Source organism: Pseudomonas sp. xss_2 (assembly GCF_043104195.1).
Taxonomy (GTDB): domain Bacteria; phylum Pseudomonadota; class Gammaproteobacteria; order Pseudomonadales; family Pseudomonadaceae; genus Aquipseudomonas; species Aquipseudomonas urmiensis.
In genome coordinates, this window is the sequence record NZ_JBICKL010000044.1 from 25,381 (window position 1) to 41,082 (window position 15,702).

The window sequence follows — 15,702 nt, forward strand, 5'->3', positions numbered from 1 at the left end:
GCGCAGAGGGCAGCGGGGTCTAGGGCTGGAATGCGCCGATGAAGATCGCAGGATCCACCCGCGCATCATTCAGGCTGACGTTCCAGTGCATGTGCGGCCCGGTGGCCCGGCCAGTGGAGCCCACTCGGCCAACCACTTCACCGCGGCGCAGTTGCTGCCCGGGCTGCACGTCGATCTTCGACATGTGGCAGAACATGCTGATGAAGCCCTGGCCATGGTCGACGAACACGGTCCGGCCATTGAAGAAGTAGTCACCCACCAGAATCACCTTGCCATTGGCCGGGGTCTTGATCGGGGTGCCTGCAGGTACGGCAAAGTCCAGGCCTGCATGCGGATTGCGTTCTTCGCCGTTGAAGAACCGACGCACACCAAACTTGCTAGACAGCGGCCCGCTAACCGGCTTGTCGAGGATCAGGTTGCTCGGCAGGTTAGGGCTGAAGCTGCGGTACGCCTTGATCTGCTCGGCCAGCTCGCGGTCGATGCGCTTGAGGTCGGCCGGGTTCGGGTTGACCTGTCGTTTGTTCTTGAGGGTGATGTGCTGCTCGGGGTATTTCTTGCTGCCGACCGTGAAGGGCAAGCTGCGTGTGCCTTGGCTCAGGGTGGCCGTGCCGGGCTTTTGCGTCAGCGGGATGCCGACGATCGCCAGCCAGGCATCTTGCTCCTTGACCACCAGTACCGGCTTGCCGTCGAAACGAGCATCCGGCGCACTGGCGCCTGGCCCCAGGTTGACCACGGCGACGCCGCCCGGCACTGGCTTGTTCAGCGTGCGGGTGATGTAGCTGGCCTGGGCAACGCTAGTCAGTAGCGTCAGTGAGAGGGCAAGCAGGGGAGCGAACAGGCGCGGCATGTGTCAGTCCAATAGCGAGAGGGTGACCGGAGTCTGGTGGTTGTCTTCGACTCGCACCTGCAGTTCGCCCTCGTTGAGGCGGGCAGTCAGGCGTTGGCCGTTGCGGGTCTGGGCGGCGCTGCGGATGGCGTGGCCGCGGTCATCGAGCAGGATGCTGTAGCCGCGCGCCAGGGTCGCCAGGGGGCTGACCACCTGCAGGGTCTGCAATTGGGCCTGGAAGCGCTGGCGGCGGTCCTTGAGCACTTCACGCATGGCCCGTGGCAGGCGCTCGGCGAGGCTGTCCAAACGCTGGCTAAGCAGCTTCAGCGCGCGTCCTGGATGCTGTGCGGACAGACGCATGTCGAGCCGCCCCAGGCGCTCGTGGCGCTGGTTCATGGTGAGCATGAAGGCGCGGCGCAGGCGCATGTCCAGGTCGTCCAGGCGCTGGGCCTGCTGGCGTAGGCGTTCGCCTGGGTGGCGCAGGCGCCGGGCCAGGCCTTCGACGCGCAGGCGGTCGTGGCTCAGGCGGTTCTGCATACGCAGCAGCAGGCGGCGTTGCAGGCCATCCAGACGCAATTGCAGGCCGCTGTTGTCCGGGGCCAGCAGCTCGGCGGCGGCCGAGGGCGTAGGGGCGCGCACGTCAGCGACGAAATCGCTGATCGACACGTCGGTCTCATGCCCTACGGCGCTGACGATGGGCGTGACGCAGGCGGCTATGGCGCGCGCTACGGCTTCTTCGTTGAAGCACCAGAGGTCTTCCAGCGAGCCGCCACCGCGGGCCAGGATCAGCGCATCGAACCCCCGGCTGTCAGCCAGGCGCAGGGCGCGGACGATCTGGTTGATCGCCTCGCGGCCCTGCACTGCGGTGGGGATCAGGTTCAGCTCGACCTGCGGTGCGCGGCGGCGGAATACGCTGATGATGTCGCGGATCACCGCGCCGGTCGGCGAGGTAATGATGCCGATGCGCTGCGGATGGGCGGGCAAGGGCTTCTTGCCTTCGGCGCTGAACAAGCCTTCGCCGCCGAGTTTTTCTTTCAGCGCCTCGAAAGCCAAACGCAGCGCGCCATCACCGGCCGGTTCGACGGTGTCGAGAATCAGTTGATAGTCGCCACGCCCCTCGAACAGCGACACCTTGCCACGCACCCGCACCGCCAGGCCATCGCGCAGTGCCTGGCGCACACGGGCGGCGTTTTGCCGGAACAAGGCGCAGCGCACCTGTGCGCCGCTGTCCTTGAGGGTGAAATAGATGTGGCCGGATGCCGGGCGGGCCAGGTTGGAAATCTCGCCTTCTACCCAGACGTTGCGGAACACATCTTCGAGCAGCACGCGGGCGCGGCCGTTCAGTTGGCTGACGGTGAGGACCTCGCGGTCCAGGCCGAGTCGTTCGAAAGGGTCTTTGATCATGCCGGGCATCATAAAGGACAAGTCGGCCTGATGCACCGTGCTGGCGGGTGAATGGGCTTGAGCGCAGAAGCCTGGGGCTGCAAGGCAGCCCCAAAACCGAGTCGTGAAAAATTCATCCACCCATCGCTTGTAAAAACTTCCCCACCAGATCACCAGGCTGGCGCCGACACGCCAGCGCTACCGTGCTGCTACACGCCTCCTGCAATGGCACAAAGGCTACCGAGGGCGGCGCAAGATCGCGCATGCACTCAGGCAACAACGCCACGCCAAACCCCGCCTGGATCAATTGCAGCTGGGTGGTCTTGCGCGAAACCACCTGCGCCGCCTGCGGAAAGAATCCCGCCTGCATGCACAGTGAGGCCGACAGATAGCTCAATCCGCCCCGCTGGCGATGCGGGATGGAAATGAACCGCTGATCGCGCAATTGCCCAAGTTGCACGCAGCTTGCGTCAGCCAATGGGTGATTGGCCGCGACCGCAAGCAGCAGCGGCTCGCTGAACAAGGGGTGAATCTCAACCCCCTCGTGCTGGCGCAGCACCGGTAACCGCAGCAGGCCGATTTCCAGGCGCCCCTGGGCAATATCCTCCAGCTGCGCTTCAGAGGACTGCTGGGCAATCTCCAGCGAAACGTTTGGATTGTCTTCCAGGTATCCGCCCAGGCGCTGCAGCAATCGACCCGTCAACGGCACCGTACTGGAATGATTGAGCCGCAGGCTGCCGCGCAGCCCTTGGCCAATTTCCTGGGCCAGGCGTTCGGCCTTGTCCAGGTCGGCCAACAGTTGCCGCGCACGGTCGAGAAACACCTGCCCGGCCGCCGTCAGCCGGGGTAGGCGCGCCGTGCGCTCGAACAGCGGCGTAGCGAGCTGCTGCTCCAGCTCCTTGATCTGTCGGCTCAATGCCGACTGGGCGATGAACAGTCGTTCGGCGGCAGCGCTAAAGCTGCCGCACTCGGCGATTTCCACGAAGTAGCGCAGCTGGCGAATGGAAGTCATGCTTTTTCGAGATGAGTGAATGGAGAAAGCCATATTAGTCGGCATGGCTCGTGGCTGGCTAACCTTTGCCTGTCCTTTCTGGAAATTTGCACATGCTTGCCCAACTGCCTTTCTCTACCCTCGACTGGCTGCCGATCCTGCTGGGTGTCGGCGTCGCCTACATCGTCTTTGGCATCGCCGGCTTCGGTACGGCGTTGATCGCCGGGCCGGTGCTGATTCACTTCATGCCGCTGGCGAAGATCATCCCGTTGTTGGTGCTGCTGGATTTCGTCGCTGCGTTCGGCAACTGGCTGCCGGCACGCAAGGCGGTGGCGCGGGATGAACTGCTGCGGCTGTTGCCGTTCATGGCGCTGGGTTGCACCTTGGGCGTGATCTTCTTGTTGCAGCTCAAGTCGGACTTTCTGCTGCTATTGATGGGCCTGTTCATCAGCCTCTATGCCGTCTACAGCCTGGCGGTGAAGGTGCGCCCAGCTCGTCTGCGCGGCCTTTGGGCGGCGCCCATGGGCACAGTCGGCGGGCTGTTCGGGGCGCTGTTTGGCAGTGGCGGCTTCCTCTATGCGATCTACCTCAATGCACGGCTTGAGTCCAAGGAGCAGGCGCGGGCGACGCAGAGTGCGTTGATCAGTTGCAGCACGGTGGTGCGCCTGTCGTTGTTCCTGATCGCTGGGGTGTATGCCGATAGCCGCTTGTTGTTGCTCGCCGCCTGTTTGTTGCCGGTGATGTTCATCGGGCTGTGGCTAGGGCGGCGGCTAACCCTGAAATTATCGCGTGATGCTTTCGTACGTCTGGTCACCTGGCTGGTGCTGGCCAGCGGCCTTGCGTTGATTGGTCGCTATCTGAGCGGCTGAGCAGGCGGTAGAATTGCAGCATTACCGAAGTCCCCAGGCCCGCCTTGTTCATGAACACCCAGAGCATCATCGTTCCCAAACTGTCCACTGTGCCGGTGCATGAAGCCCGCGCCCGAGCGATCCTGCGCTGGCTGGTACGCGAGAAAATCGTCGAAGAGCAACTGAGCACCTGCGGTCGCACCGGCAACCGCATGGGTTATGCCCTGGCCGCAGGCGCCCGGAAGATCGCCTTGCACCCAGAAAAGCTGCCCTTCGATCAGCCGGTCAATGGCCTGGAAGTAATGCTCAAGCGCTGCATCTATACCCCTGCCGAAGGCTTTCTCGAAGAGGCCGGTTGCCCGGAGTGCCGACGGGAAGTCGGCGAGCCGTTGTTCGAGAGCCTGGAGGAATGGATGCCGGCGGTGAGCGATAACTTCACTTGCCCGCTGTGCGGTTTCGAAGATGACATCAATGGCTTCCTGTTCCTCCAGCCATGTGCCTTTTCCAACCTGGGATTCATCTTCAACAACTGGGGCGAGGCCGGCTTTACCCCGGCCTTCCTCGACGCCTTCGCCGACTGGCTCGACCAGAAGGTGGCGGTTGTGCAGGTAAAACTGCCATAACCCTGACCGAAGGCCCTTATTTTGCATTGAGTGGCGCGCCATGCATGAGTATAATGGCGCGCTTCCATTTTTCCCGCCCGGGAGCCCCCGCGATGCTGCGTATCAGCCAAGAAGCCCTGACCTTCGACGATATTCTCCTTGTACCTGGTTATTCTGAGGTACTGCCTAATGAAGTCAGTCTCAAGACCCGTTTGACCCGTGGCATCGAACTGAACATTCCGCTGGTCTCCGCTGCCATGGACACCGTCACCGAAGCGCGCCTGGCCATCGCCATGGCCCAGGAAGGCGGCATCGGCATCATCCACAAGAACATGACCATCGAGCAACAGGCCGGCGAAGTACGCAAGGTCAAGAAGTTCGAGGCTGGCGTGGTCAAGGACCCGATCACCATCGACGCCGACGCCACTGTGCGTGACCTGTTCGACCTGACTCGCCTGAACAACATCTCCGGTGTTCCAGTGCTGGAGAACGGCGACCTGGTCGGTATCGTCACTTCCCGTGACGTGCGCTTCGAGACCCGTCTGGACGCCAAGGTGCGTGATGTGATGACGCCTAAAGAGCGTCTGGTCACCGTCCGCGAAGGCGCCGACAAGAACGAAGTGCGCGAGCTGCTGCACAAGCATCGCCTCGAGAAAGTGCTGATCGTCGACGACAAGTTCAGCCTCAAGGGCATGATGACCGTCAAGGACATCGAGAAGGCCAAGGCCTACCCGCTGGCGAGCAAGGACGACCAAGGTCGCCTGCGCGTCGGCGCTGCCGTCGGTACTGGCAAGGACACCGGCGAGCGGGTAGCCGCCCTGGTGGCTGCTGGCGTCGACGTGGTGGTGGTGGATACCGCTCACGGTCACTCCAAAGGTGTGATCGATCGCGTTCGCTGGGTCAAGGAGACCTACCCGCAAGTCCAGGTCATCGGTGGCAACATCGCGACCGGCGCTGCGGCCAAGGCCCTGGCTGAAGCTGGCGCTGATGCAGTCAAGGTCGGTATCGGCCCAGGCTCGATCTGCACCACCCGTATCGTTGCTGGCGTCGGCGTGCCGCAAATCAGCGCCATCGCCAACGTCGCTGCCGCGCTGGAAGGCACGGGTGTGCCACTGATCGCCGACGGCGGTATCCGCTTCTCCGGTGACCTGTCCAAGGCCATCGTCGCTGGCGCCTCGTGCGTGATGATGGGTTCGATGTTCGCCGGTACCGAAGAAGCGCCGGGCGAAGTCGAGCTGTTCCAGGGCCGCTCGTACAAGGCTTACCGTGGCATGGGTTCGCTGGGTGCCATGGCGCAGGCGCAGGGCTCCTCGGACCGTTACTTCCAGGACTCCTCGGCCGGTGCCGAGAAGCTGGTGCCGGAAGGCATCGAAGGCCGTGTGCCGTACAAGGGCGCGCTGGCTGCGATCATCCACCAGCTGATGGGCGGCCTGCGTTCGTCCATGGGCTACACCGGCAGCGCGACCATCGAAGAGATGCGCACCAAGCCTGAGTTCGTACGCATCACCGGAGCCGGCATGGCCGAGTCCCACGTGCATGACGTGCAGATCACCAAGGAAGCGCCAAACTACCGCGTAGGTTGAGGCTTCCAGCATCACTAGCAAGCGGGGCTGTTACGACAGCCCCGTGTCGTTTCCGATTTCCACTGACGAGATTGAGTCATGGCCCTCGACATTCACGCTCACCGCATCCTGATCCTCGATTTCGGTTCCCAGTACACCCAGCTGATCGCCCGCCGCGTGCGCGAGATCGGTGTCTACTGCGAACTGCACCCGTTCGACATGGACGATGAAGCGATCCGCGAATTCAACCCGCGCGGCATCATCCTCGCTGGCGGCCCCGAGTCGGTCCACGAAGCCAACAGCCCACGTGCCCCGCAAGCGGTCTTCGACCTCAACGTACCGGTGCTGGGCATTTGCTACGGCATGCAGACCATGGCCGAGCAAATGGGCGGCAAGGTCGAAGGTTCCGAGCTGCGCGAATTCGGCTATGCCCGGGTTGACGTAGTCGGCAAGAGCCGCCTGCTCGACGGCATCGAAGACCACATCGACGATGATGGCGTATTCGGCCTGGACGTGTGGATGAGCCACGGTGACAAAGTCACCAAGATGCCAGAGAACTTTCACGTGCTGGCCAGCACGCCAAGCTGCCCGATCGCCGGCATGTTCGACGATGCGCGTGGCTACTACGGCGTGCAGTTCCACCCCGAAGTGACCCACACCAAGCAGGGCGGGCGCATCCTGTCGCGCTTCATCCTCGACATCTGCGGCTGTGAAGCGCTGTGGACGGCCTCGAACATCGTTGAAGACGCCATTGCCCAGGTGCGTGAGCAGGTGGGTTCGGCCAACGTCTTGCTCGGCCTGTCCGGCGGCGTCGACTCCTCGGTGGTTGCCGCGCTGCTGCACCGCGCCATTGGCGACCAGCTGACCTGCGTATTCGTCGACAACGGCCTGCTGCGCCTGCACGAAGGCGAGCAGGTGATGGCCATGTTCGCCGAGAACATGGGCGTCAAGGTAATCCGCGCCAACGCTGAAGCGCAGTTCCTGGGTAACCTGGCCGGCGAGGCGGACCCAGAGAAGAAGCGCAAGATCATTGGTCGCACCTTCATCGACGTGTTCGATGCCGAAGCCAGCAAGCTGGAGAACATCCAGTTCCTCGCCCAGGGCACCATCTACCCGGACGTGATCGAGTCGGCAGGCGCCAAGAGCGGCAAGGCCCACGTGATCAAGTCGCACCACAACGTCGGTGGCCTGCCGGAGGAGATGAACCTCAAGCTGGTCGAGCCGCTGCGCGAACTGTTCAAGGACGAGGTACGCAAGATCGGCCTGGAGCTGGGCCTGCCGTACGACATGGTCTACCGTCACCCGTTCCCAGGCCCAGGCCTGGGCGTGCGTATCCTCGGTGAAGTGAAGAAGGAATACGCCGACATCCTGCGTCGCGCCGACCACATCTTCATCGAAGAGCTGCGCAAGGCTGACTGGTACCACAAGACCAGCCAGGCCTTCGTGGTGTTCCAGCCGGTCAAATCGGTGGGTGTGGTGGGTGATGGCCGTCGCTACGCCTGGGTAGTTGCCCTGCGTGCGGTCGAGACAGTGGACTTCATGACCGCTCGTTGGGCGCACCTGCCGTACGAGCTGCTGGAGACCGTCAGCGGCCGCATCATCAACGAGATCGAAGGCATCTCGCGCGTCACCTACGACGTATCGAGCAAGCCGCCTGCCACCATCGAGTGGGAGTGAGTTGAGCCACAGGGGCGCCGCAAGGCGCCCTTGTTGTTTGTGCTGTTCTGTTCTGTGTTTCGTCCCTGTGCTCGATCCGTGGCGGCGATTGACCTGCCGCGACAACACTTCACTTAATCTTTCTCACTTGCAGGTGTATCGTATTCGCCCTTCATCGCCGGCCACTGCTGGCAGACTGATTGCGCATAAGAGGTACCTGCACCGATGTCCTTTACCCGTCGACAAATGCTCAAGGGCCTGACCGGCCTGGTCGTGGTTGGCCTGGGCGCTGGAGGCGCAGCGCGCTATTGGCTGGGCAAGGTCGAGGACGAGAATGCCGGGCACGACTACGAATTGATCGCCGCGCCGCTCGAGGTCGAGCTGGTACCTGGCTTCAAGAGTGAGGCCTGGGCGTTCGGTCCGTCGGTGCCGGGTACCGAATTGCGGGTACGCCAGGGCACCTGGCTGCGGGTGCGGTTCATCAACCACCTGCCGGTGGAAACCACCATTCACTGGCATGGCATCCGCCTGCCGCTGGAAATGGACGGTGTGCCCTATGTGTCGCAACTGCCGGTCAAACCGGGCGAGTTCTTCGACTACAAGTTCCGCGTGCCGGATGCTGGCAGCTATTGGTATCACCCGCACGTCGCCAGCTCCGAAGAGCTTGGGCGCGGCCTGGTCGGGCCGTTGATCGTCGAGGAGCGCGAGCCTACCGGATTTGTTCACGAGCGGACCTTGAGCCTGAAGACCTGGCATGTGGACGAGCAGGGCGGCTGGATGCCCTTCAGCGTACCGCGTGAGGCAGCGCGCAACGGCACGGCGGGGCGGCTGATCACCATCAATGGCCAGGCCGAGTCAGTCACTGAGCTGCCCGCCGGCCAAGTGGTTCGGGTACGCCTGCTGAACCTGGATAACACCTGGACCTACCGGATCAACCTGCGCGGCAACTGCGAGGCGATGATCTATGCCCTGGACGGCAACCCGATCACCCCGCGGCCGCTGAAGAAAGACTATTGGCTGGGTCCGGGCATGCGCATCTGCCTGGCCATCCGTATTCCTCAGGCGGGTGAAGAAATCTCCTTGCGTGATGGTTTCGTACGCCTGGGCACCCTGCGTTCAGTGGCGAGTGCCGAGGCACCGGGTGAATGGCCGCCCGCATTGCCGGCCAACCCGATTGCCGAGCCGGACCTGGAAAATGCCGAGAAGCTCAACTTCAATTTCGAGTGGGCTGGCAAGGTGTCGGTCGGCACCGAGAACGGCAAGCCGCCGAGCCTGTGGCAGATCAACGGCCAGGCCTGGGACATTACCGACAAGACCTGCGCCGAGCGGCCGATTGCCACGCTGCAGAAGGGCAAGAGCTACATCTTCGAACTGAAGAACATGACCCAATACCAGCACCCGATTCACCTGCATGGCATGAGTTTCAAGGTGATCGGTTCCAATCGCCACAAGATCACCGAGCCGTGGTTCACCGATACTTACCTGCTGGGCAAGAACGAACGCGCGCAGATCGCATTGGTGGCCGATAACCCGGGCACCTGGATGTTCCACTGCCATGTCATCGACCACATGGAAACCGGCCTGATGGCCGCGATTGCGGTGGTCTGATGCGCCCGCAGATCATCGATCGCAGCCGTGATCAGGAATTCATGCGTCTGGCGCTACAGCTGGCTGCCGAGGGTGCGGCGTTGGGCGAGGTGCCGGTGGGCGCAGTGCTGGTGCAGCACGGCCAGGTCATCGGCAGCGGCTTCAATCGGCCGATTATCGATAGCGACCCCAGTGCCCATGCCGAGATGGTCGCGATTCGCGCGGCGGCCACGGCGGCCAGCAACTATCGTCTGCCTGGCAGCACGCTGTACGTGACCCTGGAGCCGTGCAGCATGTGCGCGGGCTTGATCGTCCATTCGCGGGTGATGCGGGTGGTGTATGGCGCGCTGGAGCCCAAGGCGGGGATCGTGCAGAGCCAGGGTCAGTTCTTTACCCAGGGCTTTCTCAATCATCGGGTGATGTTCGAGGGTGGGGTGCTGGCCGAGGAGTGCGGGCAGATCTTGAGCGAGTTCTTCAAGGCGCGCCGGGCGAAGGTGTAAGACGCTGCAGTGATCGAGGTTGTGCCGGCCCTATCGCCGGGTAGCGGCCACACAACCGCTGCGCCTCACATCGGCGGTGACTGTTCCGCCGGCTTGTCCTTGTTGACCCCAGGCACATGCAAGCTGCCCTCGGCTACCTGGCCTTCAAGCTGGGGCTGGGTCACCCAGGTCAGGATGTCGTAGTAACGGCGAATGTTGGCCACGAAGTGCACCGGCTCGCCGCCGCGGGCATAGCCGTATTTAGTCTTGCTGTACCACTGTTTCTGCGACAGGCGCGGCAGCATCTTCTTCACGTCCAGCCACTTGTTCGGGTTGAGCTTTTCGCGCTTGGCCAGGGTGCGCGCATCTTCCAGGTGGCCGCTGCCGACGTTGTAGGCGGCCAGGGCGAACCAGGTGCGGTCCGGCTCCTTGATGCTGTCGTCGAGCTGATCCTTGACCAGCATGAAGTACTTGGCGCCACCGGTAATGCTCTGCTTGGGGTCCAGGCGGTTGGACACGCCCATGGCCTGGGCAGTGCGCTGGGTCAGCATCATCAGGCCGCGTACGCCAGTCTTGGAGGTGACCTCCGGCTGCCACATCGACTCCTGGTAGCCAATCGCCGCGAGCAGGCGCCAGTCGACCTCTTCGACCTTGGCCGAGGCCTTGAAGTGCTTCTCGTACTTGGGCAGTCGTTGCTGCAAATGCTGGGCGAAGGTATAGGCGCCGACATAGCCGAGAACGTCGACATGGCCGTAATAGCGATCTTTCAGGCGTTGCAGGGTGCCGTTCTTCTCGGCCTTGTCGAGAAACTCGTTGACCTCGTTGAGCAGGCTGTTGTCTTCACCGGCAGCCACTGCCCAGCGCTGATCGCGGCTGTCGCCCAGGTCGAAGGCCACGCGCACGTTGGGGAAGTAGACCTGGTTCATCGCCAGCTCGTTGGAATCAACCAGGGTCAGGTCGATCTGACCTTCATCGACCATACGCAGCAGGTCGACCACCTCGACCGCATCGGACTCTTCATATTCAAGGGTAGGGAACTGCTTTTTCAGCGCCGCCAACTGTTCGGCATGGCTGCTGCCCTTGAGCACCATGATCTTCTTGCCGACCAGCCCCTTGGCTTGAGTCGGGCGCGAGCGGCCATTGCGGTAGATGACCTGTGGGGTGACTTCCAGGTAGGGGTGGGAGAACTTCGCCTGGGTGTTGCGTTTTTCGCTGCTGACCAGGCCAGCGGCGGCCAGCACTGGGCCTGAGGGTTTGCCCAGTTGATCGAACAACTGGTCGAGATTGTCGGCAGTCTCGATCTCAAGCTTGACCCCCAGGTCATCGGCAAAGCGCTTGACCAGTTCGTACTCGAAGCCGGTTTCGCCGTTGCGGTCCTGGAAGTAGGTGGCCGGGCTGTTGCGGGTTATCACGCGCAGCACGCCGTCCTCCTTGACGCGTTCGAGGGTGCTGGGTTTTTCAACACAGGCACCGAGCATCAGGAAGAGTCCGGTTGCGAAGAGCCATTTGGCGCAACGCTGGCGCAAAGCAGTGTGGGCGAACATAGGTTGCAGTATACGCAAAGGGCAGCCCGCGCCATATCTCGACAATAGCTGGCTGGTCTGCTAGCGGTTTCAGCCTGATCTCGGCTCGCGGAGCCCGTGGGGGCAGGTTTACCCGCGAACGCGGCGGCCAATGCATTGGCTCAGTCTCAGCCCAACCCGCTCCCACAGGGGCCGCGTGCACGTTCGATCAAGAGGTGGTTTTTCTGACCCCGAAGTCCGGTTCGGCCGCCCGGCAGCATTGGCTTAGAGCGGGTGCCGAAACGCGTGAAATTACGCTAGAATGCACGGCCTCTAAGCACACCCCTTCCTGAGGCTGTCCCGACGATGTTGATCCTGCGCGGCGCTCCTGCCCTTTCTGCCTTTCGCCACGGTAAGCTACTCGAGCAACTGAGCCAGAAAGTCCCCGCTGTTACCGGCTTGTATGCCGAATTCGCCCACTTCGCCGAAGTCGACGGTGAGTTGACCGCTGACCAGCAGCAGGTGCTGGCCCGTCTGCTCAAGTACGGTCCGAGCGTCCCGGTGCAGGAGCCAAGTGGCCGCCTGTTCCTGGTGGTACCGCGTCTGGGCACGATTTCGCCATGGTCTTCCAAGGCCAGCGACATCGCCCACAACTGCGGCCTGCAGCACATCCAGCGCCTGGAGCGCGGAATCGCCTACTACGTGGCAGGCAACCTGTCTGACGCCGATGCCGCAGTGGTCGCCGCCGAGCTGCACGACCGCATGACCCAGCGCGTGCTGGGCCGTCTGGAAGAGGCGGGCGATCTGTTCAGCCACGCCCAGCCCAAGCCGATGACCTCGGTAGACATCCTCGCTGGCGGGCGTGACGCCCTGGCGCAAGCCAACCTCGACCTGGGCCTGGCCCTGGCCGAAGACGAGATCGACTACCTGGTCGCTGCCTTCCAGGGGCTCAAGCGCAACCCGAACGACATCGAACTGATGATGTTCGCCCAGGCCAACTCCGAGCACTGCCGGCACAAGATCTTCAACGCCAGCTGGGACATCGACGGCCAGGCGCAGGACAAGAGCCTGTTCGGCATGATCAAGAACACCTACCAGATGCACAGCGAGGGCGTGTTGTCCGCATACAAGGACAACGCCTCGGTGATCGTCGGTTCCGTGGCCGGTCGCTTCTACCCGAACCCTGAGACCCGCCAGTACGGCGCGGTGCAGGAGCCGGTGCACATCCTGATGAAGGTCGAGACGCACAACCACCCGACCGCCATCTCGCCGTTCTCCGGCGCTTCCACCGGTTCCGGTGGCGAAATTCGTGACGAAGGCGCGACCGGTCGCGGTGCCAAGCCCAAGGCTGGCCTGACCGGTTTCACCGTGTCCAACCTGCGCATCCCAGGCTTCGAACAGCCTTGGGAGAAGGCTTATGGCAAGCCTGAGCGCATCGTCAACGCCCTCGATATCATGGTCGAAGGCCCGCTGGGCGGCGCTGCCTTCAACAACGAGTTCGGCCGTCCGGCGCTGACTGGTTACTTCCGGACCTTCGAGCAGTCGATCAACACCCCGCACGGCGAAGAAGTCCGCGGCTACCACAAGCCGATCATGCTTGCCGGCGGCCTGGGCAACATCCGTGAAGACCACGTGCAGAAAGGCGAGATCACCGTCGGTGCCAAGCTGATCGTGCTCGGCGGCCCGGCCATGCTGATCGGCCTGGGTGGCGGCGCGGCGTCGTCGGTCGCTACCGGCGCCAGTTCGGCTGACCTGGATTTTGCCTCGGTACAGCGCGAGAACCCGGAAATGGAACGCCGCTGCCAAGAGGTCATCGACCGCTGCTGGCAGCTGGGCGAGCACAACCCGATCGCCTTCATCCATGACGTCGGCGCCGGTGGTATTTCCAACGCCTTCCCTGAGCTGGTCAACGACGGTGGTCGTGGTGGCCGCTTCGAGCTGCGCAACGTGCCCAATGACGAGCCGGGCATGGCCCCGCACGAAATCTGGAGCAACGAATCTCAAGAGCGTTATGTGCTGGCCGTCAGCGCTGGCGACTTCGAGCGCTTCAAGGCGATCTGTGAGCGTGAGCGTTGCCCGTTCGCGGTCGTCGGCGAGGCGACCGAAGAGCCGCACCTGACCGTGACCGACAGCCACTTCGGCAACACCCCGGTGGACATGCCACTCGATGTGCTGCTGGGCAAGCCGCCACGCATGCACCGCTCGGTCACCCGCGAAGCGGAGCTGGGCGATGATTTCGACCCAAGCGCACTGGAACTGAAAGATTCGGTCGAGCGCGTTCTGCGTCACCCGGCAGTTGCCAGCAAGAGCTTCCTGATCACCATCGGCGACCGCACCATCACCGGCCTGGTTGCCCGTGACCAGATGGTTGGCCCGTGGCAGGTGCCGGTGGCCGACTGCGCCGTCACCGCCACTAGCTTCGACGTCTACACCGGTGAAGCCATGGCCATGGGCGAGCGTACTCCGCTGGCGCTGCTTGACGCCCCGGCCTCCGGCCGTATGGCGATCGGCGAGACCCTGACCAACCTGGCGGCCTCGCGCATCGAAAAGCTGTCCGACATCAAACTGTCGGCCAACTGGATGTCCGCCGCCGGTCACCCGGGTGAAGACGCCCGCCTGTACGACACCGTCAAGGCTGTCGGCATGGAGCTGTGCCCGGAGCTGGGCCTGACCATTCCGGTCGGCAAGGACTCCATGTCGATGAAGACCAAATGGAGCGAAGAGGGCAGCGATAAGAGCGTTACCTCGCCGATGTCGCTGATCGTCAGCGGCTTCGCGCCAGTGGTCGACATCCGCAAGACCCTGACCCCACAACTGCGCATGGACAAGGGCGAGACCGACCTGATCCTGATCGACCTGGGTCGCGGCAAAAACCGCATGGGCGCTTCGATTCTCGCCCAGACCCACGGCAAGCTCGGCGCCCAGGCACCAGACGTGGACGACGCCGAAGACCTCAAGGCGTTCTTCGCCGTGATCCAGGGCCTGAACGCCGACGGCCACCTGCTGGCTTACCACGACCGCTCCGATGGTGGCCTGCTGACCACCGTGCTGGAAATGGCCTTCGCTGGCCACTGCGGTCTGGACCTGGAGCTGGACACCCTGACCAGCAAGCGCGAGAAAGTCGCGGCCATCCTCTTCAACGAAGAGCTGGGTGCGGTGATCCAGGTACGTCAGGACGCCACTCCAGACGTACTGGCTCAGTTCAGCGCGGCCGGCCTGGGTGAAGACTGCGTCGCAGTGATCGGCCAGCCGATCAACAACGGCGAAGTGCTGATCAAGCTGGCCGGGGAAGAGCTGTTCAAGGGCGACCGTCGCCTGCTGCAACGTCAGTGGGCAGAAACCAGCTACCAGATCCAGCGCCTGCGCGACAACGCTGACTGCGCCGACCAGGAATTCGACGTCCTGCTCGAAGAAGACAATCCAGGTCTGAGCGTCAAGCTCGGCTTCGATGTCAACCAGGACATCGCTGCGCCTTACATCAAGAAGGGCGTGCGCCCGCAAGTGGCGATCCTGCGTGAGCAGGGCGTCAACGGCCAGGTTGAAATGGCGGCGGCGTTCGACCGCGCGGGCTTCAATGCCATCGACGTGCACATGAGCGACATCCTCGCCGGTCGGGTCGACCTCGACACCTTCAAAGGCCTGGTGGCCTGCGGCGGCTTCTCCTACGGCGACGTGCTCGGCGCCGGTGAAGGCTGGGCCAAGTCGGCGCTGTTCAACAGCCGCGCCCGCGATGCCTTCCAAGCGTTCTTCGAGCGTACCGACAGCTTCACCCTGGGCGTGTGCAATGGTTGCCAGATGATGTCCAACCTGCACGAGCTGATCCCGGGCACCGAGTACTGGCCGCACTTCGTGCGCAACCGCTCGGAGCAGTTCGAGGCGCGTGTGGCCATGGTCGAGGTGCAGAAGTCCAACTCGATCTTCCTCCAGGGTATGGCCGGTTCGCACATGCCGATCGCCATTGCCCACGGTGAAGGCCATGCCGAGTTCGCCAGCCAGGAAGCACTGCTTGAAGCTGACCTGTCCGGTTGCGTGGCGCTGCGCTTCGTCGACAACCACGGCAAGGTCACCGAGAGCTACCCGGCCAACCCCAACGGCTCGCCACGGGGTATCACCGGTCTCACCAGCCGCGACGGCCGCGTGACCATCATGATGCCTCACCCGGAGCGTGTGTTCCGTGCTGTGCAGAACTCCTGGCGCCCGGACGAGTGGCAGGAAGATGCCGCCTGGATGCGCATGTTCCGCAATGCGCGGGTGTGGGTGAACTAA

At 63.2% G+C, this 15,702-nt stretch carries 11 protein-coding genes; 7 read left to right on the forward strand and 4 right to left on the reverse strand.

The features are described 5' to 3' along the window. Positions 1–19 precede the first annotated feature (19 nt). From ACF8K2_RS07405 to ACF8K2_RS07415, 3 genes are all read right to left on the reverse strand, one after another. Positions 20–847, reverse strand: a complete 828-nt coding sequence (locus ACF8K2_RS07405; RefSeq protein WP_186556413.1) for a M23 family metallopeptidase — start codon at positions 845–847, stop codon at positions 20–22. A gap of 3 nt (positions 848–850) precedes the next feature. Beyond that, the gene (gene xseA / locus ACF8K2_RS07410) at positions 851–2,230 is read right to left on the reverse strand and encodes an exodeoxyribonuclease VII large subunit (protein WP_392464121.1); all 1,380 of its coding nucleotides are present in this window, start codon (positions 2,228–2,230) and stop codon (positions 851–853) included. A gap of 112 nt (positions 2,231–2,342) precedes the next feature. Next, positions 2,343–3,221: a LysR substrate-binding domain-containing protein gene (locus tag ACF8K2_RS07415; protein ID WP_312152569.1), complete on the reverse strand. Its 879-nt coding sequence runs from the start codon at positions 3,219–3,221 to the stop codon at positions 2,343–2,345. Between the two features lie 92 nt (positions 3,222–3,313). Here ACF8K2_RS07415 and ACF8K2_RS07420 point away from each other — a divergent pair, with 92 nt between their 5' ends. The 6 genes from ACF8K2_RS07420 (at position 3,314) to tadA (ending at position 9,955) form a co-directional block, all read left to right on the forward strand. Continuing rightward, positions 3,314–4,069, forward strand: a complete 756-nt coding sequence (locus ACF8K2_RS07420; RefSeq protein ID WP_392464122.1) for a sulfite exporter TauE/SafE family protein — start codon at positions 3,314–3,316, stop codon at positions 4,067–4,069. A gap of 50 nt (positions 4,070–4,119) precedes the next feature. Further along, positions 4,120–4,671: a sugar ABC transporter ATPase gene (locus ACF8K2_RS07425; RefSeq protein WP_186556409.1), complete on the forward strand. Its 552-nt coding sequence runs from the start codon at positions 4,120–4,122 to the stop codon at positions 4,669–4,671. A 92-nt stretch (positions 4,672–4,763) separates the two neighbouring features. Then, complete coding sequence (guaB, locus tag ACF8K2_RS07430; protein ID WP_186556408.1) at positions 4,764–6,233, forward strand: IMP dehydrogenase; 1,470 nt, start codon at positions 4,764–4,766, stop codon at positions 6,231–6,233. A 78-nt stretch (positions 6,234–6,311) separates the two neighbouring features. Then, positions 6,312–7,889 (forward strand): glutamine-hydrolyzing GMP synthase, encoded by a 1,578-nt coding sequence (guaA, locus tag ACF8K2_RS07435; protein ID WP_392464124.1) that lies wholly within the window; start codon positions 6,312–6,314, stop codon positions 7,887–7,889. A 204-nt stretch (positions 7,890–8,093) separates the two neighbouring features. After that, complete coding sequence (locus ACF8K2_RS07440) at positions 8,094–9,476, forward strand: multicopper oxidase family protein (protein WP_392464125.1); 1,383 nt, start codon at positions 8,094–8,096, stop codon at positions 9,474–9,476. Beyond that, positions 9,476–9,955, forward strand: coding sequence for a tRNA adenosine(34) deaminase TadA (gene tadA, locus ACF8K2_RS07445; RefSeq protein WP_186556405.1), 480 nt, complete (start codon positions 9,476–9,478; stop codon positions 9,953–9,955). Before ACF8K2_RS07440 ends, tadA begins: the two co-directional genes overlap by 1 nt. Before the next feature lie 65 nt (positions 9,956–10,020). Here the strand turns inward: tadA and mltF are convergent, their stop codons facing one another. Beyond that, entirely contained in the window at positions 10,021–11,478 is a 1,458-nt protein-coding gene (gene mltF / locus ACF8K2_RS07450) for a membrane-bound lytic murein transglycosylase MltF (RefSeq protein ID WP_392464126.1), read from the reverse strand. 324 nt (positions 11,479–11,802) lie between these two features. On the opposite strand from mltF, the gene purL reads away from it, so the two are divergent. After that, entirely contained in the window at positions 11,803–15,702 is a 3,900-nt protein-coding gene (purL, locus tag ACF8K2_RS07455) for a phosphoribosylformylglycinamidine synthase (RefSeq protein ID WP_392464127.1), read from the forward strand.

Coding starts and splice junctions, on each gene's coding strand:
- ACF8K2_RS07440 (WP_392464125.1), top strand. CDS start 8,094: ATGTCCTTTACCCGTCGACAAATGCTCAAGGGCCTGACCGGCCTGGTC.
- guaA (WP_392464124.1), top strand. CDS start 6,312: ATGGCCCTCGACATTCACGCTCACCGCATCCTGATCCTCGATTTCGGT.
- ACF8K2_RS07420 (WP_392464122.1), top strand. CDS start 3,314: ATGCTTGCCCAACTGCCTTTCTCTACCCTCGACTGGCTGCCGATCCTG.
- ACF8K2_RS07405 (WP_186556413.1), bottom strand. CDS start 847: ATGCCGCGCCTGTTCGCTCCCCTGCTTGCCCTCTCACTGACGCTACTG.
- xseA (WP_392464121.1), bottom strand. CDS start 2,230: ATGATCAAAGACCCTTTCGAACGACTCGGCCTGGACCGCGAGGTCCTC.
- mltF (WP_392464126.1), bottom strand. CDS start 11,478: ATGTTCGCCCACACTGCTTTGCGCCAGCGTTGCGCCAAATGGCTCTTC.
- ACF8K2_RS07425 (WP_186556409.1), top strand. CDS start 4,120: ATGAACACCCAGAGCATCATCGTTCCCAAACTGTCCACTGTGCCGGTG.
- guaB (WP_186556408.1), top strand. CDS start 4,764: ATGCTGCGTATCAGCCAAGAAGCCCTGACCTTCGACGATATTCTCCTT.
- purL (WP_392464127.1), top strand. CDS start 11,803: ATGTTGATCCTGCGCGGCGCTCCTGCCCTTTCTGCCTTTCGCCACGGT.
- tadA (WP_186556405.1), top strand. CDS start 9,476: ATGCGCCCGCAGATCATCGATCGCAGCCGTGATCAGGAATTCATGCGT.
- ACF8K2_RS07415 (WP_312152569.1), bottom strand. CDS start 3,221: ATGACTTCCATTCGCCAGCTGCGCTACTTCGTGGAAATCGCCGAGTGC.